This window comes from Pelomonas cellulosilytica (assembly GCF_021353265.1).
Taxonomy (GTDB): domain Bacteria; phylum Pseudomonadota; class Gammaproteobacteria; order Burkholderiales; family Burkholderiaceae_C; genus Pelomonas; species Pelomonas cellulosilytica.
The window spans coordinates 408,642-428,139 of record NZ_JAJTWU010000004.1 but is presented as its reverse complement, the minus strand read 5'-3'; the positions used below and the strand labels follow the sequence as shown (position 1 = coordinate 428,139).

At 70.5% G+C, this 19,498-nt stretch carries 16 protein-coding genes; 2 read left to right on the top strand and 14 right to left on the bottom strand.

Going from position 1 to position 19,498, the window contains the following annotated elements:
* Nucleotides 1-3 precede the first annotated feature (3 nt).
* The 7 genes from LXT13_RS12805 to LXT13_RS12775 form a co-directional block, all read right to left on the bottom strand.
* Nucleotides 4-498 (bottom strand): dihydrofolate reductase, encoded by a 495-nt coding sequence (locus LXT13_RS12805; RefSeq protein ID WP_233372312.1) that lies wholly within the window; start codon nucleotides 496-498, stop codon nucleotides 4-6.
* Complete coding sequence (locus tag LXT13_RS12800) at nucleotides 495-1,301, bottom strand: thymidylate synthase (RefSeq protein WP_233372311.1); 807 nt, start codon at nucleotides 1,299-1,301, stop codon at nucleotides 495-497. The genes LXT13_RS12805 and LXT13_RS12800 overlap by 4 nt, the downstream gene beginning before the upstream one ends.
* Nucleotides 1,302-1,338: 37 nt before the next feature.
* Entirely contained in the window at nucleotides 1,339-1,941 is a 603-nt protein-coding gene (locus LXT13_RS12795) for a TetR/AcrR family transcriptional regulator (RefSeq protein ID WP_233372310.1), read from the bottom strand.
* Between the two features lie 14 nt (nucleotides 1,942-1,955).
* Entirely contained in the window at nucleotides 1,956-3,413 is a 1,458-nt protein-coding gene (locus LXT13_RS12790) for an efflux transporter outer membrane subunit (RefSeq protein ID WP_233372309.1), read from the bottom strand.
* Nucleotide 3,414: 1 nt separating this feature from the next.
* Nucleotides 3,415-6,570, bottom strand: a complete 3,156-nt coding sequence (locus tag LXT13_RS12785; protein WP_233372308.1) for an efflux RND transporter permease subunit — start codon at nucleotides 6,568-6,570, stop codon at nucleotides 3,415-3,417.
* An 18-nt stretch (nucleotides 6,571-6,588) separates the two neighbouring features.
* Nucleotides 6,589-7,785 carry an efflux RND transporter periplasmic adaptor subunit gene (locus LXT13_RS12780; RefSeq protein WP_233372307.1) on the bottom strand — a complete coding sequence of 399 codons (1,197 nt, stop codon included), beginning with the start codon at nucleotides 7,783-7,785 and terminating at the stop codon, nucleotides 6,589-6,591.
* Nucleotides 7,786-7,996: 211 nt separating this feature from the next.
* Nucleotides 7,997-8,272 carry a hypothetical protein gene (locus tag LXT13_RS12775; RefSeq protein ID WP_233372306.1) on the bottom strand — a complete coding sequence of 92 codons (276 nt, stop codon included), beginning with the start codon at nucleotides 8,270-8,272 and terminating at the stop codon, nucleotides 7,997-7,999.
* 197 nt (nucleotides 8,273-8,469) lie between these two features.
* Here LXT13_RS12775 and LXT13_RS12770 point away from each other — a divergent pair, with 197 nt between their 5' ends.
* Nucleotides 8,470-8,970 (top strand): endonuclease V, encoded by a 501-nt coding sequence (locus tag LXT13_RS12770; RefSeq protein WP_233372305.1) that lies wholly within the window; start codon nucleotides 8,470-8,472, stop codon nucleotides 8,968-8,970.
* A gap of 91 nt (nucleotides 8,971-9,061) precedes the next feature.
* On the opposite strand, the gene LXT13_RS12765 is transcribed toward LXT13_RS12770, so the two are convergent.
* Nucleotides 9,062-9,592, bottom strand: a complete 531-nt coding sequence (locus tag LXT13_RS12765; RefSeq protein WP_233372304.1) for a GyrI-like domain-containing protein — start codon at nucleotides 9,590-9,592, stop codon at nucleotides 9,062-9,064.
* A 216-nt stretch (nucleotides 9,593-9,808) separates the two neighbouring features.
* Between LXT13_RS12765 and LXT13_RS12760 the strand changes: the two genes are divergently transcribed.
* On the top strand, nucleotides 9,809-10,519 hold the full coding sequence (locus LXT13_RS12760) for a PEP-CTERM sorting domain-containing protein (RefSeq protein ID WP_233372303.1): 711 nt from the start codon (nucleotides 9,809-9,811) through the stop codon (nucleotides 10,517-10,519).
* A gap of 25 nt (nucleotides 10,520-10,544) precedes the next feature.
* Here the strand turns inward: LXT13_RS12760 and LXT13_RS12755 are convergent, their stop codons facing one another.
* The 6 genes from LXT13_RS12755 to LXT13_RS12730 form a co-directional block, all read right to left on the bottom strand.
* Nucleotides 10,545-12,344 carry an ABC transporter transmembrane domain-containing protein gene (locus tag LXT13_RS12755; RefSeq protein WP_233372302.1) on the bottom strand — a complete coding sequence of 600 codons (1,800 nt, stop codon included), beginning with the start codon at nucleotides 12,342-12,344 and terminating at the stop codon, nucleotides 10,545-10,547.
* A gap of 58 nt (nucleotides 12,345-12,402) precedes the next feature.
* Nucleotides 12,403-13,449 carry a lipocalin-like domain-containing protein gene (locus tag LXT13_RS12750; RefSeq protein WP_233372301.1) on the bottom strand — a complete coding sequence of 349 codons (1,047 nt, stop codon included), beginning with the start codon at nucleotides 13,447-13,449 and terminating at the stop codon, nucleotides 12,403-12,405.
* Nucleotides 13,449-16,007, bottom strand: coding sequence for an ABC transporter permease (locus LXT13_RS12745; protein WP_233372300.1), 2,559 nt, complete (start codon nucleotides 16,005-16,007; stop codon nucleotides 13,449-13,451). The genes LXT13_RS12750 and LXT13_RS12745 overlap by 1 nt, the downstream gene beginning before the upstream one ends.
* Nucleotides 16,008-16,619: 612 nt before the next feature.
* Nucleotides 16,620-17,276 (bottom strand): ABC transporter ATP-binding protein, encoded by a 657-nt coding sequence (locus tag LXT13_RS12740; RefSeq protein WP_233372299.1) that lies wholly within the window; start codon nucleotides 17,274-17,276, stop codon nucleotides 16,620-16,622.
* A complete protein-coding gene (gene miaA / locus LXT13_RS12735) occupies nucleotides 17,273-18,202 on the bottom strand; it encodes a tRNA (adenosine(37)-N6)-dimethylallyltransferase MiaA (protein WP_233372298.1) in 930 nt (309 codons plus the stop codon). The genes LXT13_RS12740 and miaA overlap by 4 nt, the downstream gene beginning before the upstream one ends.
* Complete coding sequence (locus tag LXT13_RS12730; RefSeq protein WP_233372297.1) at nucleotides 18,187-19,497, bottom strand: pseudouridine synthase; 1,311 nt, start codon at nucleotides 19,495-19,497, stop codon at nucleotides 18,187-18,189. Before LXT13_RS12730 ends, miaA begins: the two co-directional genes overlap by 16 nt.
* Nucleotide 19,498 lies beyond the last annotated feature (1 nt).

Here is a 19,498-nt window from a genome sequence, read left to right as displayed (position 1 = left end):
GGATTACTCCTTGGATGAAACGTAGTCGACGAAATCGAAGCGCAGGCCGGCGGCGCTGGTGTGCGTCTCGCGGCGGGCTTCGGTGAACTGGTCGCGTGGCCAGGCGGGGAAGTGCCGGTCGGCGTCGGGGAAGGTGGCGTCCACCTCCGTCAAGGCCAGCCGGCTGGCGCGGGGCAGCGCAAGGGCATAGATCTCGGCGCCGCCGATGATGCAGACCTCGGGCTCCGTGCAGGCGCCCAGCGCCGCGTCCAGGCTCGTGAAGACCTCTGCGCCGGGCAGCTCGGGGGTGCTGCGGCTGACGACGAGGTTGCGACGCCCGGGCAGTGGGCGGAACTTCGCCGGCAAGGAGTCCCAGGTCTTGCGGCCCATGACGACCGGCTTGCCCAGCGTCAGCGCCTTGAAGCGGGCCAGGTCCTCCGGCAGATGCCACAGCAGCGCGTTGTCGCGACCGATGGCGCCGTCACGGGCCACGGCAGCAACCAGGGTGATGGTGCTCATACGGCGACGGGGGCCTTGATGGCGGGGTGCGGGTCGTAGCCGCTCAGCTCGAAGTCCTCGAACTCGTAGTCGAAGATCGTCGCCGGGCGACGCTTGATCGTCATGGTGGGGTAGGGGCGGGGCTCGCGGGCCAGCTGCGTCTGCACCTGCTCCACATGGTTGTCGTAGATGTGGCAGTCGCCGCCGGTCCAGATGAAGTCGCCCAGCTGCAGGTCGCATTGCTGGGCCAGCATCATCGTCAGCAACGCGTATGACGCGATGTTGAAAGGCACGCCGAGGAAGATGTCGGCGCTGCGCTGGTAAAGCTGGCAGCTGAGCTTGCCGTCGGCCACGTAGAACTGGAAGAACGCGTGGCAGGGCATCAGCGCCATCTGCGGCAGGGCGGCCACGTTCCACGCGCTGACGATGATGCGGCGGCTGTCGGGGTTGGTCTTGAGGGTCTTGACCACCTCGGCGATCTGGTCGATGTGGCCGCCGTCGGGCGTGGGCCAGCTGCGCCACTGTACGCCGTAGACCGGGCCCAGGTCACCGTCCTCGCGGGCCCATTCGTCCCAGATCGTCACGCCGCGCTCCTGCAGCCACTTGACGTTGCCGTCGCCGCGCAGGAACCACAGCAGCTCCAGGATGATGGACTTCAGGTGGACTTTTTTCGTCGTCACCAGCGGGAAGCCCTGGCTGAGGTCGAAGCGCATCTGGTGGCCGAACACGCTGCGCGTGCCGGTGCCGGTGCGGTCGCTCTTCTGCACGCCATGCTCGAACACATGGCGCATGAAATCTTCGTACTGACGGGGAGGCGTGCTCATGGCACGCATTGTCCGTTGTCCGGCGGGCTGCCCGCCGTCAGGGCGTCAGCAACACCTGCAACACGCGGCGCATGGCGGGCGCCATGTGGGCGCCGCTCGCGCTCATGTCCGGCAGTCGCACGCTCATCACCGTCAGGCCGTTGAAGAGGGCGGCCAGCAGCAGTGCGCGGCCTTCGACCTCGCCGGCCGACAGCCCGTCGGCGGCCGGGCCCAGGCCCTGGCGGATCAGGTCCAGCGCTTTGGCCTTGACCAGTGTCTCCGCGGCATGCACCACCGCCGCCAGCTTGGGATTGCGACCGGCTTCGGCGAGCACCTCAAGCTCCAGCGCCGCGTTGGCCACCTGGCTGTGCTCGTCGATGGCAGCTTCCGTCTGCGCCAGCATGGCCTGCAGCACGTCGGTCTCCCGCTGCAGCTCGCCGATGCGTTGCACGGTCTCCTCGCAATCGCGCTCCACGATGGCCGCGATGATCTCGTCCTTGTTCTCGAACAGGTTGTAGATGTGGCCCGGGCTCATGCCGGCCAGCTTGGCGATCTCGGCCATGCTGGCGGCATGGAAGCCGCGGCGTCGGAAGGCGTCGGAGGCGGCGTCCAGCACCTGCTGGCGGCGGACCTGGGTGCGTTCAGTGGAGGCGGTAGTCATGGTGGCGTCGGCGATCAGCCCGCTGATTGTCGCGGCGCCGTGTCAGCCCCCGTGTCAGCCAACGCGCCGCCGCCCAGCGCCTTGTAGAGCGTCACGCGGTTGAGCTGCTGCGCCAGCTGCACCTGCACCAGCGCCTGCTGTGCGGCGTACAGCGAGCGCTGCGCGTCCAGCGTCGCGAGCCGGTCGTCCACGCCCGCGCGAAAACGCGCCTCGGACAGCTTCAGCGCGTCGGTCGTCTGCGCGACGAGGCGCTGCTGTGCCTGCTGTTGCTGACCCAGCGTCGTGCGCTCGGCCAGTGCGTCGGCCACCTCGCGGAAGGCCGACTGGATGGCCTTCTCGTACTGCGCTACGGCGATGTCGCGGTCCACCTGCGCCGTCTTCAGCTGGGCGCGGTTGCGGCCGGCGTCGAAGATCGGCAGGCTGATCTGCGGCATGAAGCTCCAGGTGCCCGAACCGTTGCGGAACAGGCCGTCCAGCGCGGGGCTGGCGCTGCCCGCGCCGGCGGTCAGGCTGATGCGCGGGAAGAACGCGGCGCGCGCCGCGCCGATCTGCGCCTCGGCGCCTTGCAGCGTGCGCTCGGCCTGCTGCACGTCGGGTCGCTGCAGCAACACCTCCGACGGCAGCCCGGCGGGCAGGGCGGCGGTCAGCGTGGCGGCGTCGGCGCTGCCGGTCACCGGCCAGTGGCCGGCCTGCAGCGGCGCGCCGACCAGCAGCTCCAGCGCATTGCGGTCGGTGGCCACCTGCTGCGTCAGGCTGGCCAGGTCGGCCCGGGCCTGCTCGACGGCAATCTCCGCCTGACGCAGGTCCAGCGTCGACGAGATGCCGCCGGCCTGCAGACGCTGCGTCAGGCGCAGACCGTCCTCGCGGGCCTTGACGGTCTGTTCGGTCAGCTGCAGCCGCTCCTGGTCGGCAGCCAGCGTGAGCCAGCTGCCGGCCACCTGGGCGACCAGGCTGATCTGCGTGCTGCGCCGGCCATCCTCGGTGGCCAGGTACTGCTGCAGCGCGGCCTCGGTCAGGTTCTTGACGCGGCCGAAGAGGTCCAGCTCGAAGGCGCTGACGCCCAGCGTCGCCGTGTACTGCCGGCTGATGGCCCGCTGGCCGGTGCCGCTCAGGCTGCCGGGCAGGCGCTGGGCCGTCTGGCCGCCGCTGGCAGAGACGCCGGGCCATTGGTCCGCCTGCTGCACGCCGTACTGGGCCTGGGCGCGCTGCACGTTCAGCAGCGCCACGCGCAGGTCGCGGTTCTGGGCCAGCGCCAGCTCGATAACGCTGCGCAGCCGCTCGTCGGTGACGAACTCGCGCCAGCCGAGGTCGGCGGCGGGCCGGACTTCGGCACTGCCGGTGGCCGGCGCGTGCCAGTCGGCGGCCACCGGGGCGGCGGGACGCTCGTGGGCCGGAGCCAGCGAGACGCAGCCGGACAGCGCCAGGCTTGCGGCCAGCAGCGTCGGCAGGAAAAAGTTCAGCGTGGGGCGCATGTCAGAGGCCCTCCGGGGAAGCCGCGGGCGCATGCGCCGGCGACGGGTTGGCAACAGGGGTGGCCGTGCGGCCGGGGAAGAAGCGCCGCACGACGACGAAGAACACGGGCACGAACAGCAGGCCCAGCACGGTGGCCGAGACGACGCCGCCCAGCACGCCGGTGCCGATGGCGTTCTGGCTGCCGGAGCCGGCGCCGCTGGCCAGCGCCAACGGCAGTACGCCCAGGCCGAAGGCCAGCGACGTCATCAGGATGGGCCGCAGCCGCAGCCGCACTGCCTCCAGCGTGGCGGCGATGGCATCCTTGCCAGCCTCCATCTGCGCCTTGGCGAACTCCACGATGAGGATGGCGTTCTTGGCGGACAGGCCGACGGTCGTCAGCAAACCGACCTGGAAGTACACGTCGTTGGCCAGACCGCGGCCCATGGCGGCCAGCAGCGCGCCGATGACGCCCAGGGGCACCACCAGCATCACGGCGAACGGCACCGACCAGCTCTCGTACAGCGCCGCCAGGCACAGGAAGACGACCAGCAGAGACAGCGCGTACAGCATGGGCGCCTGACCGCCGGTGAGGCGCTCCTGGTAGGACAGGCCGGTCCAGCTCACGCCCACGCCGGGCGGGAGCTGGGCGGCGATGCTTTGCACCGTCTGCATGGCCGCACCGGAGCTCAGGCCCGGGGCCGGCTGGCCCAGCAGCTCCACGGCGGGCAGGCCGTTGTAGCGCTCCAGGCGGGGCGAGCCCAGCTCCCAGTGCGCCGAACCGAAGGCCGAGAACGGCACCATCTGGCCTGACGAATTGCGCACGCGCCAGTTCTCCAGGTCTTCCGGCTGCATGCGGTAGGGTGCGTCGGCCTGCATGTAGACCTTCTTCACGCGGCCGCGGTCGATGAAGTCATTGACATAGGCGCCGCCCCACGCGGTGGACAGCAGGCTGTTGATGTCGGTGACCGACAGGCCCAGCGCGCCGGCCTTGGCGGTGTCGATGTCCAGGCGTAGTTGCGGCGCGTCCTCCAAGCCGTTGGGACGCACCGCGACAAGGCTGTGATCCTGCGAGGCCATGCCGAGGAACTGGTTGCGCGCGGCCATCAGCGTCTCGCGGCCCACGCCGGCCTGGTCCTGCAGGTAGAGGTCGAAGCCGTTGGCATTGCCCAGCTCCAGCACCGCCGGCGGCGCGAAGGCGAAGGCCATCGCATCGCGGAACTGCATGAAGCGACCCATCGCGCGGCCGGCTACGGCCTGCACCGACTGGTCGCGGCCCTTGCGCTCGGACCAGTCCTTCATCTTCACGAAGGCGATGGCCATGTTCTCGCCCTGGCCGGCAAAGCTGAAGCCGGTGACGGCGAAGACGGAGTCGACGTTCTGCTTCTCGTTCTGCAAGAAGTGGTCTTCGACGCGCTTGACGACGTCCAGCGTGCGGCCCTGCGTGGCGCCGGATGGCAGCTGGATCTGCGAGAACAGGATGCCCTGGTCCTCGTCCGGCAGGAAGGCCGTCGGCAGGCGCAGGAACAGCACCGCCATGCCCGCCACGATGAGGCCGTAGACCACCAGCTGGCGGCCCCAGCGGCGCAGCATGCGGGCCACCAGCCCTTCGTAGCCGGCGGTCGCCGCATCGAAGCGGCGGTTGAAGGCGCCGAAGAAGCCGCGCGTGGCCGGGCCGTGGCCGGGCTTGAGCAGCGTGGCGCACAGTGCCGGCGTCAGCACCATGGCGACCAGCACCGACAGCACCATGGCCGACACGATGGTGATGGAGAACTGGCGGTAGATGACGCCTGTGGAGCCACCGAAGAAGGCCATCGGCACGAACACCGCCGACAGCACCATCGCGATGCCCACCAGCGCGCCGCTGATCTGGCCCATGGACTTGCGCGTGGCCTCCTTGGGCGACAGCCCCTCCTCGGTCATCACGCGCTCGACGTTTTCGACGACGACAATCGCGTCGTCCACCAGCAGGCCGATGGCCAGCACCAGGCCGAACATCGTCAGCGTGTTGATGGAAAAGCCCGCTGCGGCCATGACGCCGAAGGTACCCAGCAGCACGACTGGCACGGCGATCGTCGGGATCAGCGTGGCGCGGAAGTTCTGCAGGAACAGGTACATGACGAGGAAGACCAGCACGACGGCTTCGGCCAGCGTCTTGACCACTTCCTCGATGGACACGCGCACGAAAGGCGTGCTGTCGTAGGGCGTCACGGCCTTCATGCCGGCCGGCATCAGGGCCTCCAGCCGCTGCACCTCGGCTTCCACGGCCTTGGCCGTGGCCAGCGCGTTGGCACCGGCGGCCAGCTTGACGGCCACGCCGGCGGCCGGCTTGCCGTTGTAGCGGGAGACAGTGGCGTAGCTCTCCGCGCCCAGCTCCACGCGTGCCACATCGCTCAGGTGCACGAGGGCGCCGTTGGACTGGCTCTTCAACACGATGCCGCGGAACTGCTCAGGCGTCTGCAGCCGCGTCTGCGCGGTGATCGTCGCATTGAGCTGCTGGCCGGCAGGGGCCGGTGCTGCTCCCAGCTGGCCGGCGGAGACCTGCGCGTTCTGCGCCTGGATGGCGGCAGACACGTCATCCGGCGTCAGGCCGTACTGCGCGAGCTGCGTGGGGTTCAGCCAGATGCGCATCGCGTACTGCGCGCCGAACAGCTGCACCTCGCCGACGCCATCCACGCGGCTCAGCGGGTCCAGCACGTTGGACGACACGTAGTCCGACAGGTCGACCTGCGACAGCTTGCCGTCCTCGGACACGAAGCCCAGCACCAGCAGGAAGTTGATCGTGGACTTGGTCACCGTCACGCCCTGGCGCTGCACCTCCTGCGGCAGCAGCGGTGTGGCGGCCTGCAGCTTGTTCTGCACCTGCACCTGGGCGATGTCGGGGTTGGTGCCGGCATTGAAGGTGACGGTGATGGTGGCGTTGCCCTGGGAGTCCGACGTGGAGGACATGTAGGTCATGCCGTCCAGGCCCTTGAGCTTTTGCTCGATGACCTGGGTGACCGTGTCCTCCAGCGTCTTGGCCGAAGCCCCGGGGTAGCGCGCGTTGATGCTGACCTGCGGCGGCGCGATGCTGGGGTACTGCGACACCGGCAGCGCGCGGATGGACAGCACGCCGGCCAGCATGATGACGATGGCCAGCACCCACGCGAAGATGGGCCGGTCGATGAAGAAGCGGGACATGGTGGTGCTCCTTCGCGATCAGCGGGCCGCCGCCGGGGCGGACGCCGCACCCGCGGGCACGCCCTGGGCCGGCATGCCGGGGCGCAGGCGCTGCAGGCCGTCGACGATGAGCTGGTCGCCCGCGGCCAGGCCGCCCGTCACCAGCCAGGCGCCTTGGGCGACGCCGGCCGTCTGCAGCATGCGGGCCTCCACCTTGCCGTCCTTCAGCACCATGGCCACCGCGTTGCCGCGCGCGTCGCGCGTGACCGCCGCCTGCGGCGCAAGCAGTGCCTGCGCCTGGGAGCCCGTCTGCACCTGCGCACGCACGTACATGCCGGGCAGCAGCTGCCGCTTGGGGTTGGGGAACTGCGCGCGCAGCGTGACACTGCCGCTGGCCGGGTCCACCTGCAGCTCAGAGAACTGCAGCTTGCCTTCCAGCGGGTAGGTGCTGCCGTCTTCCAGCAGCAGCTTCACGTGGGCCGGGCCGGCACCGTCGCGCTGCAGCGTGCCGTCTGCCAGCTGGCGTTGCAGGCGCAGCAGTTCGGCGCTGGTCTGCGTGACGTCCACGTAGATCGGGTCGAGCTGTTGCACGGTGGCCAGCGCGGTCGCCTGGTTGGCCGTGACCAGCGCGCCGGGCGTGACTGCCGAGCGGCCGATGCGGCCGGCGACGGGTGCGCTGACGCGGGTGCGGTCGAGGTCGATCTGCGCGGTCCGCACGGCAGCCTTGGCGGCTTCCACGTCGGCCTGCGCTTGTTGCAGCGCGGCGCGGGCGTCGTCGCGCAGCTGCTTGCTGACGGCGTCGATGCCGGCCAGCTCGTCATAGCGGCCGGCCTTCAGGCGGGCCGTCGTCGCGCTGGCCTCGGCCTTGGCCAGCGCGGCCTTGGCGCTGTCCAGCGCCGCCTGGTAGCTGGCGGGGTCGATCTGGTAGAGCAGCTGGCCGGCCTTGACGTCGCTGCCTTCGGTGAAGGCGCGGGTCTTGATGAGGCCTGTGACCTGCGGGCGCACTTCGGCGGTCTGCGTGGCCACGGTGCGGCCGGCAAGCTCGGCGTTGAGCTCCACGCGCTGCGGCTGCAGCGTGATGACGCCCACCGGCGCGGGGCCCTGGGCCGGTGGGCCGCCCTGCGCGCCGGCCTGGCCGCAGGCGGTGAGGGAGACGGCGGCCAGCACGGCAACGGCCAACGTCAACAACGTGAATGCCGGCAGGCCGAGCGAGGAGCTGGAAGGGAACTTGGGCATGGGAAGCCTCCGGTCGTGCGGCCGGGCGCCGGGCGCTTCCCGCATGCGGGTTGCGCTGGCTTCAACGGCCAAGTTGAAGTGAATGAGCGTTCATTCTAATTTTGAACAACAGGAAGGCAAGGAAAATCTGAATGACCATTCAGAAATGAAAGGTCATTCAGTCTGGTTCGTGACAAGTTGCGCGGATGGCGCCCGAACGGCCTGGCAGGGGTCAGTCGGGAAAGCGTTCCACCTGGGTTTGCGCGCGCCGGCCGAGGTAGCTGAAGTGCCGCCCGCGATCCAGACCGTGTAGCCCACGCAGCCGGCCCGCTGCGTCAGCCCCTTGAACTCCGGGTACATCACCTTTCCTTGCTGTGCGCCGTGGATGGCCGCGCACCGCGTCGGCGTCGAAGGCATCGGCAATGCCCATCTCGGGCCGCTCGAAGCGCAGGTCCAACGTATCGCCGCCGGGCATGTAGCAGGTGGCGCGGCCGGCGCGGTAGTCCACGTGGTACGACTCCACTGGCACGCTGGTCAGCCGGGCGGCCACCTCGCCGAAGTGGAGGCGCCCTCGGCTGGAGGCGTGCCGCCGGCGTCGGGAAGTCCACAGCACCGGCGAGCCAGCCCGAGCGCTGCATCGGCGGCGCCCCTTAGGCGCCCCGCGGTCACCGAAACTGCGGGACAGACGCTAACTCCCGAGCTTTCATGAAACTCGCCATCGCCGTTCACCTCGCCGGCTCGCAAGCGCAGGTCGCTGCCATCGCATTCGACGCCTGGGATTCGCCGGAAGCGACGAACACCTACCTGTCGCCCATCGCTCAGGTCGAGAAGCCCAGCCGCGGGGAACTCGACCTGCGCGAGCTGACCTGCGTGATGCAGCTGCTGCGCGAGCACCGGCTGCAGCCCGAACTGATCCTCATCGACGGCTTCGTCCATCTGGATGCCGACGAGACGCCGGGCCTGGGCCAGCACCTGTTCCGCGCGCTGGGCGGCGCCACGCCGGTCATCGGCGTCGCCAAGACCGGCCGGCCCGGCCTGTCAGCTCAGTTCGAGGTGATGCGGGAAGACGAGGCCAAGCCGCTGATCGTGACCTGCGCGGGCCTGGACATCGGCGCGGCCAAGGCGCGCGTACGGGCGATGCACGGGCGCAAGCGCGTGCCGACGCTGATGAAGCTGGTGGCGCGGCTGGCGAAGAGTGCGGACTGAAGCGACCTGGCCGGTTGCTGTCGCTGCAGGTTGGGGTCAACAGCGTGACCCGACGAATGCCGCCGGCCTCGCGATGTCGGGGTTCGCAGGCTTACCCCAAAGTACGGTGCGAAGCGGCCTGCCGTTGGTGCCCCGCTTGGCCGGCAAGTTGGGCATCGTTCAGGCTGGAGGCCACAGGGATGTAGGCTTCCATCCGCGACGAGGGAACTGTTGGATCGAAGTCCGCGCCATACCTCTCGAACAGCGGAGATCCTGCCTGGGTGTACCTGGACGAAGGCAGCCAGTTGTTGAATATGAAATCGAACGACGAGCCGATATCCGACAAGGGGAACTCAAAGACGGCGTATTGCCCCGCCGGAATGGTGACAGCGCTCATGCCGGCCGGAACAAACGCAGTTTGATCTGTAACAGATAGACCCGCCAGGTAGCGCAGCGCGCCCGAGCCGCCGACTTCTATCTGCATGACGCCATAGGTGACGCGAGGGTCCAGAACGCCGCTGATCTCGTGCTCGCGCTGCACGAAGCGCGACCAAAGCTCAGGAATCTGTGGTGACATGGGTTTGGTTTCGATCTGCATGCCGACCACGCAAAGCGGCGTGCAGGTAACGATCATGGGTTTCATCGAGTGCTCCTTGAGCGTGACGCCGCATGTGCCTTCGCCCCGCAATCAAGGGGGACGACCCTGGCGCGCCGCCATTCCTGCGTCGTCTTTGACAAGGGGGCGTTTTGCAAACGGCATGACGCCCACCAGGTGGCGGCGGCACAACGGTTGAGGTCATGACCTCCGAAGTCGGGCGGCTGCCGTGTATCGGCATCTCGCCTAACCGAAGGGTGAATGATGAACTTGATCTCTTCTCTGCGCGGCGCCGCCGCCGCTCTGGCCGTCTTCGCAACCCACGCCCATGCCGGCTTGCTGTACCAGCAAAGTGCAGCCCCGAGCCCCGGGAGCTCCTGGACATCGCACTTCGCCGCTGGCGAGGGTGGCTACCAGACCTTCGACGACTTCAGCGTCGGCAGCAACGCCCGGGTCGACCACGTTGCCTGGCATGGAACCTATCTGACAGTAGAAGCGGGCGGCTTAAAGGGCGCGGCGCCGAACACCGATTCCTGGACGGTGGAGTTCTGGTCGGGCGATGCGGCGGGGCCGCAGAACAAGCTCTACAGCCAGGACATCAGCACGGCGCTCGTGACGAGCAGTTCCAGCGGCAGCGTGCCTTGGGGCGGCACCACGATCGACCTCTACGACTTCTCGGTCGATCTGCCGACGCCCTTCGAGGTGGCGGCCGATGATCGCTACTGGTTTTCGGTGGTGTCGAAGGCGGGAGCGTTTTTGCCCTTCTTCTCGTGGACCGATGCCGAGGCGCCGGGGGACAGCCAGCAGCGCATGAGCGACGGTTTGGGCAACGTCGTCGCCGGCTTCGAGCGCGGCGGCAACCGTGCCTTCGCCCTCAGCGGCGCCGAGGTGCCCGAGCCGGGATCGATGGCGCTGGTGGCGGGGGCGCTGGTGGCTGCGGCGCTGGGTGCCAGGCGGCGCGCACGGAAGGGCTAGCAGCCTGGGCGGGCCTGGACCCGGTTCAGTCCTGCGCGCCGTCCTGCAGGCCGAACTGCATCGCCGCCAACTTCGCATACAGCCCGCCGCGTGCCACCAGCTCGTCGTGCCGGCCGATGTCCACGATGCGGCCGGCCTCCAGCACGACGATGCGGTCGGCCTTCTGGATGGTGGCCAGCCGGTGCGCGATGACGAGCGTCGTGCGGTGCTGCATCGCTGCTTCCAGCGCCGCCTGCACGACGCGTTCGCTTTCGGCGTCCAGCGCGCTCGTCGCTTCGTCCAGCAGCAGCAGCGGCGGGTTCTTCAGCATCGCGCGTGCGATGCTGATCCGCTGGCGCTGGCCGCCGGACAAGCGCACGCCGCGCTCACCCAGGAAGCTGGCATAGCCCTCGGGCAGCGCACGGATGAAGTCGTCGGCGAATGCGGCCTTGGCCGCGGCGATGACCTCGTCGTCCGTCGCATTCGGCCGGCCGTAGCGGATGTTCTCCATCGCCGTCGTCGAGAAGATGACGCTGTCCTGCGGCACCAGGCCCACGCTGGCGCGCAGGTCGGCCAGGCTCAGCTGCTGGGTCGGCACGCCGTTGAGGCGGATCTCGCCACTCTGGGCGTCGTAGAAGCGCAGTAGCAGCTGGAACACCGTCGTCTTGCCGGCGCCGCTGGGGCCCACGAGGGCGACCGTCTCGCCAGGCGCCACCGTCAGGCTCAGGCCGTCCAGCGCCGCGGTCTGCGGGCGGGATGGGTAGTGGAAGGCGATGCGGTCGAACTCCACGCGACTGCCGCCGGTCGTTGCCGGCAGCGCAACGGGCGAGGGCGGGTCCGCCACCGGCGAGCGGGCTTCCATCAGTTCCACCAGCCGTTCGGTGGCGCCGGCCGCGCGCAGCACATCGCCCCACACCTCGGCCAGCACAGCCACCGAGCTGACGAGCAGCGTCACGTAGACGACCGTCTGGCCCAGGTGGCCGGCGCTGATGTTGCCGGCGATGACGGCCTGCGTGCCCTGGTACAGGCCCCACAGCATCGCGCCGAAGACGGCCGTGATGATGAAGGCGACGAGGAAGCTGCGCACCTTGGTGCGCTTGCGGGCGGTGTCAAAGGCGGCTTCGCTGGCGGCGGAGAAGCGCTCGCTCTCGGCGCGTTCCTGCGTGTAGCTCTGCACGACGGTGACGGCGTTCAGCACCTCTGCGGCGATGGCCGAGGTGTCGGCCACGCGGTCCTGGCTGGCGCGCGATAGCTTGCGCACGCGGCGGCCGAAGTACAACGCCGGCGCGACGATGAGCACCAGGATGCCCAGCACCTGGCCCATCACATAGGGGTTGGTGACGACCAGCATCACCAGCGCGCCGATGCCCATGACCGTGTTGCGCAGGCCCATGGACAGGCTGGAGCCGACGACCGTCTGCACGACCGTCGTGTCGGTCGTGATGCGGCTCAGCACCTCGCCGGTCTGTGTCGTCTCGAAGAACTCGGGGCTCTGGCGCAGCACGTGGCCGTAGACGGCGTTGCGCAGGTCGGCCGTCACGCGTTCGCCCAGCCACGTGACCATGTAGAAACGCGACGCCGAGAAGACGCCCAGCGCCGCGCCGACGCCGAACATCGCGAGGAAGTGCTCGCGCAGTGCCATCAGTCGCTCACCCGGGTTGCTGGCGCCGAAGCCGGCGTCGATGAGCCCGCGCAGCGCCAGCGGGAAGGCCAGCGTGGCCAGCGCCGCCAGCAGCAGCGTGATCAGCGCGACGGCGATGCGACCGCGGTAGGGGCGCAGGAAGGGGACGAGGCCGCTCAAGGAGCGGGCCTGCTTGGAGGCCGGGCGGTCGGAGGTGGAACTCATGTCGACAGTTGGTTAGGCGTGACGTGCCGGCGCGTTCTCGGGCCGCCGGCGGCGCGGATTAGACCAGTGGTGGTTTGCCGGCGTAGCCGGTCAGCTCCAGATAGCCCCAGCCGAGTTGTCGACCCTGGGCGTCAAGCAGCCGGGCGGCGCCTTCCCAGTAAAGCACGCCGCTGCCGGGGCGGCCGTCGTAGCGGGCGTCGATCTCCTGGGCGTCGAATGCGGCGACGAGCCGCAGGTCGCCCGCCGGGCTCTTCAGCCGCCATTCCACCGGCCAGCGCCCGCCGGTGGCCGGGCTGGTCCAGTGGCGCAGCGGCGTCATCTCCACCTCCTGCGGCGCGAAGTTGCGGTCGGTCTGGCCCGGCGTGCGCAAGCTGCCGCCGGCCCAGTCGCGCGAGCCGTCGGCGCGGCGCAGCTGGAACAGCGTCAGCGCGCGGCCGTCATGCAGGTTGATGCCCAGCCAGTCCCAGCCGGTCGCGTTGCCGAGGTAGTTGTCGCTCCACTCGTGGTCCAGCCACGCACGACCGGCTAGGCTGTGGCGGCGGCCGTCCACTGTCAGCGCGGCCTGCGTGACGAGCTGCGGCCGCGAGTAGTAGCGGCTGAACTGCTCAGGCTCCGGCCCCTTGCGCGAGATGCCGGCGTCGCCCTGCAGCAGCGGCGCGTCAGGCGTGGCCAGTTCCAGCTCGGCGCTGAAGCCCGGCCCGGTGAAGGCGGCGCGGTAGCCGTCGCCGTCGCGCTTGAGCGTCCAGTCGCGCAGCCGCAGCTCGCAGTCGCCCACGCGGGCTTGCACGGCGCCGGGCACGGTGCGAAGCAGGCGCTGCGCATGACGGTGCCGGCCGGCGGTGAGGTCCGACAGCGCCACATGGCCCAACAGCATGCCCTTGGCCGCGAGGCCGCTGGGGTGGTCGGCCGCGGCCGGGCCGGGCAGGCGGAAGAAGGTGAGCTGGAAGCCGTAGCGCGGCGCGGCACCATCGCGGTCGGCGAGCAGCCCGGTCAGGTACCACCACTCGATGGCCTGCGCCGGATGCGCGCCGAAATCGTGCGGGAAGTTCAGCGCCGCGCGAACGGGTAGCGGCAGTGCGGCGAGGAGCAGGGTGCGGCGCTTCATCAGGCGTCCTCTCTGACGGCGCGGACGGCATCGGTGCCCAGCGCCCGGCGGCCGGCCAGCAGCGACGCGCCTACGGCCGCGGCAAACGCAAGGCCCACCAGCGCCGACAGCCGGGCTACTGGCAGGCTCAGCTCCATCGTCCAGTGAAAGCTCTGCGGGTTCACGACGTAGACCAGCACGACGCTCAGGGCCAGGCCCAGCGCCAGGCCGGCGAGCGCGCCGGCACCGCCGGTCAGGCTGGCCTCCAGCAGCAGCAGCTTCATCAGCGCCCGGCGCGACAGGCCCAGGTGGCGCAGCAGCCCGAACTCGCGGCGCCGGGACAGCGCCTGAGCCGACTGGCTGGCGATGACGCCGAACAGCCCCACAGCCAGGGCGACGGCCTGCAGCCAGAGCGTGATCGTGAAGCTGCGGTCGAAGATCTGCAGCGACATCGCGCGCAGCTCGCCCGCCGCGGCGGTCTCGACGTCGCTGCCGCCGAGCCGGCGCACGGCGTCGCGCGCGGCGTCCAGCGCCTGGCCGGGCGCCAGCCACAGGCCCAGCTCGGTGGACGTCGAGTCGCCGCTCAGCCGGCGGTAGTCGGGCAAGGCCATCCACAACGCGGTGCTTTGGCGCGAGTAGTCGCGCCAGACGCCGCGTACCTGCAGCCGCACGACGCGACCGCCGTCTGCCAGCGCGGCATCGAAGACGCGGCCCGGCGCGAGGCCGTCGCGGTCCCGCGCGGCCTCATTGACCCACACGCCCACGGCGTCTGCCGCCGTCGCGCCGGTCCATCGCTCCATCAGCGGCAGCGTGCCGGTGTCCAGCTCGCGGGCCGTCAGCGCGACCGGATCGGCGCCGGGCGCAAGCCGCAGCCGCGTGGTGCGCTGCGGCGAGGCGCGGGCAAACGCCGTCTGGCGTCGCAGCTGGTCAATGAGGGCCGGCGCCAGCGGCGCGGGCAGGCCGTCGGCGCCGCGCAGCGCGGAGCGAACGTACAGGTCGGCCGGCAGTGCCTGGTCCAGCCAGCGGGTCAGCGACTCGCGGAAGCTGCCGATCATCACGGTCATTGCGACCGCCAGCGCCAGTGCCACCAGCACGCCGGCCAGAGAGCGGCGTGCCTCGGTCGCCTGGTCTCGGCTGCGTTCGCGGGCCAACAGCAGCAGCGGGCCTTCGAGCGACGGCCCAGGCAGGCGGCTCAGCGCCGCGGTCATGCCGCGCACCAGCGCCGGCACCAGGGCCAGCCCGCCGATCAGCAGACAGAACATCGACGCATAGGCCGCGACCGGTGTGTCGCCCCAGACCGGCGGCAGCGCGGCGAGCACCGCACCCAGCGCCATCAGCGCCAGGCCCGCCCAGGCTGGCAAAGCGCGCCCGGCTGGAAGCCCCAGGCCCTTCAGCACCAGGGCCGGCGCGATGCGCCGCACCGTCAACGCCGGCGCAAGCGCCGCCACCACCGCGGCCGCGAGGCCCAGCAGCCCGTAGACGAGCGCCGGCACGAGCAGCGGCTGGTTGAACAGCAGCTCGGCCGACGAGCCACTGGCACCATGCAGGCCGAGGTCGCTGCCCAGTAGCGTCAACGCGCCGGCGGCCAGGCCCACGCCCAGCGCCAGGCCCAGCGCGGTGCCGATGGCGCCCAGCAACAACCCCTCGACGAGGATGAGCCGCCAGCGCATGCGCGCCGACACGCCGAGCACGCCCACCAGCGCCCATTGCGGCAGCCGCTGCGCGGTGGCCAGCGACAGCACGGCGTAGACGAGGAAGCTGCCCGTGAAAAGCGCCATCAGCGCCAGCAGCCCGAGGTTGACTCGGTAGGCGCGTGTCAGGTCCGACAGCCGTGCGCCTTCGTCCTCCGGCGGCGCGGCCCGCCAGCGCTCCGGCAGCCGGGCGGCCCAGTCGTTGGCGTCGATGCCAGAGGTGAGCTGCAGGTCGATGCGGTCGAGCGCGCCGAGGCGGCCGAACATCTGCTGTGCGTCGGCGATGTCCAGCACGCCCAGGGGCGCGGTGCCGGCGGCGATGCGCCCGCCGATGGTGAGCTCGATGTCGCGCGGCTCGGCGCCAGGCGGCGCGATGCGCAGCGTCAGCGTCTTCGCGTCGGCGGGCAGCAGCGAGCGGGCCGCGGCGTTGAGGTGCACCGTCTGCGCGCCGAGAAGGGCGACGGGGTCGTTGCCGTCGAGTTGCGGCGTCAGCTCGGGGGCGAGCGGCTTGCCGGCCTGTGCGGAGGCGAGCAGGGCCAGCGGGTCCAGGCCGATGAGCCGGATCGTCTGCGCGCGGCCATCGCGGCCGGTGTGGCCCGGCCAGAGGGCCTGGGCTTCGACGATGGGGTTGGCGGCGGCGACTTCGGGGCGGGTCAGGATGTCGGCGAAGTCAGCGTCGGTCAGCGGCCCGGAGCGGGCACGCAGCACGAGGTCGGGCTGGCCGTTGACGCTGCGGGCGGCCCTGGCGAATTCGGTCAGGGCGGCGCCGTTGAGGAGATGGACGCCGAAGGCGAGGGCGACGCCGAGTGTGACGGCGAGAATGGCCAGCAGGACGCGGCTGGGGTGGTCGCGCCAGGTGGGCCAGGTGAGGTGGCGCCAGAGGCTCATGGGGCGGGCGCGCTGCGCTTTCGTTGCTGCGGCTTGCTGGCAAGGCCCATGCGGGGACTCGCCACCGCGGGCGACCCACCTTCTTGGACGCCCAAGAAAGTAGGCAACGAACCCGCCCCGACAAAGCCGCCCTGCGGTTTCCCTGCGCCGCTGCCCGGACAGCGAGGCCCGCGCAAAACTCCCTCCGCCACGCTGCGGTCAGGCAGTTGCGCAAAGTCAGCAGTTGAAGCGCGCTGCGCGCGCGCCTCGCTGTCACGTGCAGCTCGGCGGCCTTCAAGGCGGAGTTCCGAAACAGCCAACAGCCACACGGCGCAACGCTGCGCTCGCACCGGATCGAGGGTCGGCCGTGCCTTCACACCCTTTCCAAACCGTCGAGAAGTGCAGGAGCCCGGGGCGCGAGCGCAGTTCGCTTCAACGACTGACTTTGCGCCCCCTTGTTTGAGCGGAGCGTAGCGCAGCGAGTGGGGCGCGGCCCTGGGCTTCGAGCATCGCAGGGCGCCCGGGCTGCGCGTGGGCGGTTTTGCAGGGGCGACTATTTGCCTACCCTTTGGTCGCCCAAAAAGTAGGTGGCCCGCCGGGATGAACTCCCGGCATGGGCCGTGGCGCCACGCCTTACTCGCCATGCAACCCCTGCGCATCCAACCGCAGCCGCCGATCCGCCGCCTGCGCGGCTACCTCCGAGTGCGTCACCAGCAGACAAGCCGCCCCCGCCTCATGCGTGCACCGCCGCAGCAGCTCCAACACCTCTGCCGCATGCCGCGCATCGAGGTTGCCGGTCGGCTCATCCGCCAGCACCAGCCGTGGCCGGTGCACCAGCGCCCGCGCGATCGCCACGCGCTGCAGCTGGCCGCCCGACAGCTGCCGCGGCATCCGCCCCGCCAGCGCCGCAAGGTTCACCGCCTCCAGCATCTGCACGACGCGTCCGTTGTCCCGCTGGCCCAGCAGCCGCAACGGCAAGGCCACGTTGTCCGCCACGCTCAGATGCGGCAGCAGGTGGAAGGCCTGGAAGATGAAGCCGAGCTCCTTGCGCCTCAGTGCCGACCGCGCCTCGTCGTCCATCGCACGCAGGTCCGCGCCGGCCAGTGTGATCGAGCCGGCATCGGCTTCATCCAGCCCGGCCAGGCAGTTCAACAAGGTCGACTTGCCGCTGCCCGACTCGCCCAGCAGCGCGACGATCTCGCCGGGCGCTAGCTCCAGGTCGATGCCGGAGAACACCGGCGTGTCGGCATAACGTTTCGCGAGCCCGCGGGCAGAGAGAACCACCGTCATCCGTTCAACACCTTTTGCAAGCCGGCCAGCAGTTCGGCAATCGGCTGCGCGCCGTCGCAGGCCACGACGCGGCGCCGCGGCATGCTGCGCAGCCACGTGACCTGCCGCTTGGCGAGCTGGCGCGTCGCCGCGATGCCCCGCTCGCGCAGGTCGTCGAAGCGGCCCGCGTCCAGCGCCTCCCACACCTGCCGGTAGCCCACGCAGCGCATGGACGGCAGCGCCAGGCTCAGGTCGCCGCGGGCGCGCAGCGCCTTCACCTCGTCAACCAGGCCTTGCTGCAGCATCACGTCAAAGCGCTGCGCCAGCCGCTCGTGCAGCCAGGCGCGGTCGCCAGGCTCCAGCGAGAACAGCGGCCAGTCGACGCCGTCACTCCGCGACGCCGCATGCAGCGCACTCATCGGCTGGCCGCTCAGGCGGATCACCTCCAGCGCGCGCTGGATGCGCTGGCTGTCGTGGGGTGCCAGCCGTGCGGCCGTCTCGGGATCCAGTCGCGCCAGCTCCGCATGCAGCGCTGGCCAGCCACGCCTGGCGGCGTCGGCGTCGATTTCGGCGCGCAACGCGGCATCGGCCTGCGGCAGCGCGGACAGCCCGTCGAACAGCGCCTTGAAGTACAGCATCGTGCCACCCACCAGCAGCGGCAGCTTGCCGCGCGCGGCGATCTCCGCGGCGAGGCGCTTCGCGTCACGCACGAACTCGGCGGCCGAGTAACTGTCCGTCGGGTCGAGGATGTCGATCAGGTGGTGCGGCACGGCGGCCTGCTCGGCCGGCGTGGGCTTGGCCGTGCCGATGTCCATGCCGCGGTAGACCAGCGCCGAATCGACGCTGATGACCTCCACCGGCAGCACCTCCGCGATCGCGAGGGCCGCCGCCGTCTTGCCGCAGCCGGTCGGGCCGGCGACACAAATGGGAGTCAGAACCGCTCCCACGGTGCGAGGTAGCGCCACTGGCCGGCCGGCAGGTGGCCCAGCGGAATGCGACCGATGCGCACGCGTTTCAGGCCCACGACTTTCAGGCCCACGAGCTCGCACATGCGGCGGATCTGCCGCTTCTTGCCCTCGCGCAGCACGAAGCGCAGCTGCTGCTCGTTCTGCCAGCTGACCTTGGCGGGCTTGAGCAGCTCGCCGTCCAGCGCCAGGCCGTGGTTCAGTAGCGCCAGCTTGTCGGGCGTCAGCGCGGCGTTCGGCAGCGTGCCCTCGGGCACCGGCTCGGCACCGGGCACGCCGACGTACTCGACGCGCACGAGGTACTCCTTCTCGATGTCGGAGTCGTCGCCGATCAGCGCCTTGGCGATGCGGCCGTCCTGCGTCAACACGAGCAGGCCGGTGGAGTCGATGTCCAGCCGGCCGGCGGGTGCGAGGTGGCGGTGATGGTTGGGGTGCGGTTTGATGCCAGACGGGTCGTCCTTCCAGCGGTTCTCGGGCAGGAACAGCACGACGGCGGGTTCGTAGCCGTCCTCGGCCTGGCCGGAGACATAGCCGATGGGCTTGTGCAGCAGCACCGTGACGAGCTGCGACTGCGCCTGGCGGGCAGCCGGGTCGATGTCGATCTGCACGTCGCCGACGACGCGCTGGCCCAGCACCGCCACCTTGCCGTCGACGCGCACCCAGCCGGCGGCGATCCATTCGTCGGCCTCGCGGCGTGACGCGAGCTTGAGTTCGCTCATGCGTTTGGACAGGCGGTCACCGTCCTCGCTGTCGACGTGGCGCGCGGGGTTCAAGCGCTGCTGAGGACGCAGTGGCGGTTCGAAGCCAGGTCCGCGGTTGGACGCGCGGCGCTGGTCGACGCGCGGCGGTCTGTCGTCACGCGGGCGGTCACTGGGCCGCTCATCCCGGTGCTCGTTGCGCCGAACCGGCTCGCCCCGCTGCGCGCGGGGCGGTCCGTCAGGATGGAAGCCGCCGGGACGCAGGCCCGGGCGGGCCGGGCCGTCATCGCGACGGAAGCCTTCGCCGCCCTGCGGTGAGCGCTCGGGTTTGAAGCCCGTTGGCTTCGGGCGGGCAGGGCGCTCGTCGCGGCGGTCTTCACGTGAGGGCGCCGGCCGCTCGTTGCGCTTCTGCTGTGCCTGCTGGTAGCGCTCCTCGCGCTCGGCGCGTTCGGCCTGCGCCTTGGCAAGCGTCGGCCGGGGCTTGGAGACGCCTTTGCCGCGCACCGGGGCGCGTTTCTCGCCGTCGGCGTTGCGGGTCTTGGCCGCGGGCTTCTTGTTCTTGAGGGTCAGCGTGGCCATG

Bases quoted from the DNA above. Each gene is read 5' to 3' on its own strand.
- LXT13_RS12755 (WP_233372302.1), bottom strand. From the start codon at position 12,344: ATGAGTTCCACCTCCGACCGCCCGGCCTCCAAGCAGGCCCGCTCCTTG.
- LXT13_RS12760 (WP_233372303.1), top strand. From the start codon at position 9,809: ATGAACTTGATCTCTTCTCTGCGCGGCGCCGCCGCCGCTCTGGCCGTC.
- LXT13_RS12800 (WP_233372311.1), bottom strand. From the start codon at position 1,301: ATGAGCACGCCTCCCCGTCAGTACGAAGATTTCATGCGCCATGTGTTC.
- LXT13_RS12795 (WP_233372310.1), bottom strand. From the start codon at position 1,941: ATGACTACCGCCTCCACTGAACGCACCCAGGTCCGCCGCCAGCAGGTG.
- LXT13_RS12765 (WP_233372304.1), bottom strand. From the start codon at position 9,592: ATGAAACCCATGATCGTTACCTGCACGCCGCTTTGCGTGGTCGGCATG.
- LXT13_RS12740 (WP_233372299.1), bottom strand. From the start codon at position 17,276: ATGACGGTGGTTCTCTCTGCCCGCGGGCTCGCGAAACGTTATGCCGAC.
- LXT13_RS12790 (WP_233372309.1), bottom strand. From the start codon at position 3,413: ATGCGCCCCACGCTGAACTTTTTCCTGCCGACGCTGCTGGCCGCAAGC.
- LXT13_RS12745 (WP_233372300.1), bottom strand. From the start codon at position 16,007: ATGAGCCTCTGGCGCCACCTCACCTGGCCCACCTGGCGCGACCACCCC.
- LXT13_RS12770 (WP_233372305.1), top strand. From the start codon at position 8,470: ATGAAACTCGCCATCGCCGTTCACCTCGCCGGCTCGCAAGCGCAGGTC.
- LXT13_RS12780 (WP_233372307.1), bottom strand. From the start codon at position 7,785: ATGCCCAAGTTCCCTTCCAGCTCCTCGCTCGGCCTGCCGGCATTCACG.
- LXT13_RS12730 (WP_233372297.1), bottom strand. From the start codon at position 19,497: ATGGCCACGCTGACCCTCAAGAACAAGAAGCCCGCGGCCAAGACCCGC.
- LXT13_RS12750 (WP_233372301.1), bottom strand. From the start codon at position 13,449: ATGAAGCGCCGCACCCTGCTCCTCGCCGCACTGCCGCTACCCGTTCGC.
- LXT13_RS12785 (WP_233372308.1), bottom strand. From the start codon at position 6,570: ATGTCCCGCTTCTTCATCGACCGGCCCATCTTCGCGTGGGTGCTGGCC.
- LXT13_RS12805 (WP_233372312.1), bottom strand. From the start codon at position 498: ATGAGCACCATCACCCTGGTTGCTGCCGTGGCCCGTGACGGCGCCATC.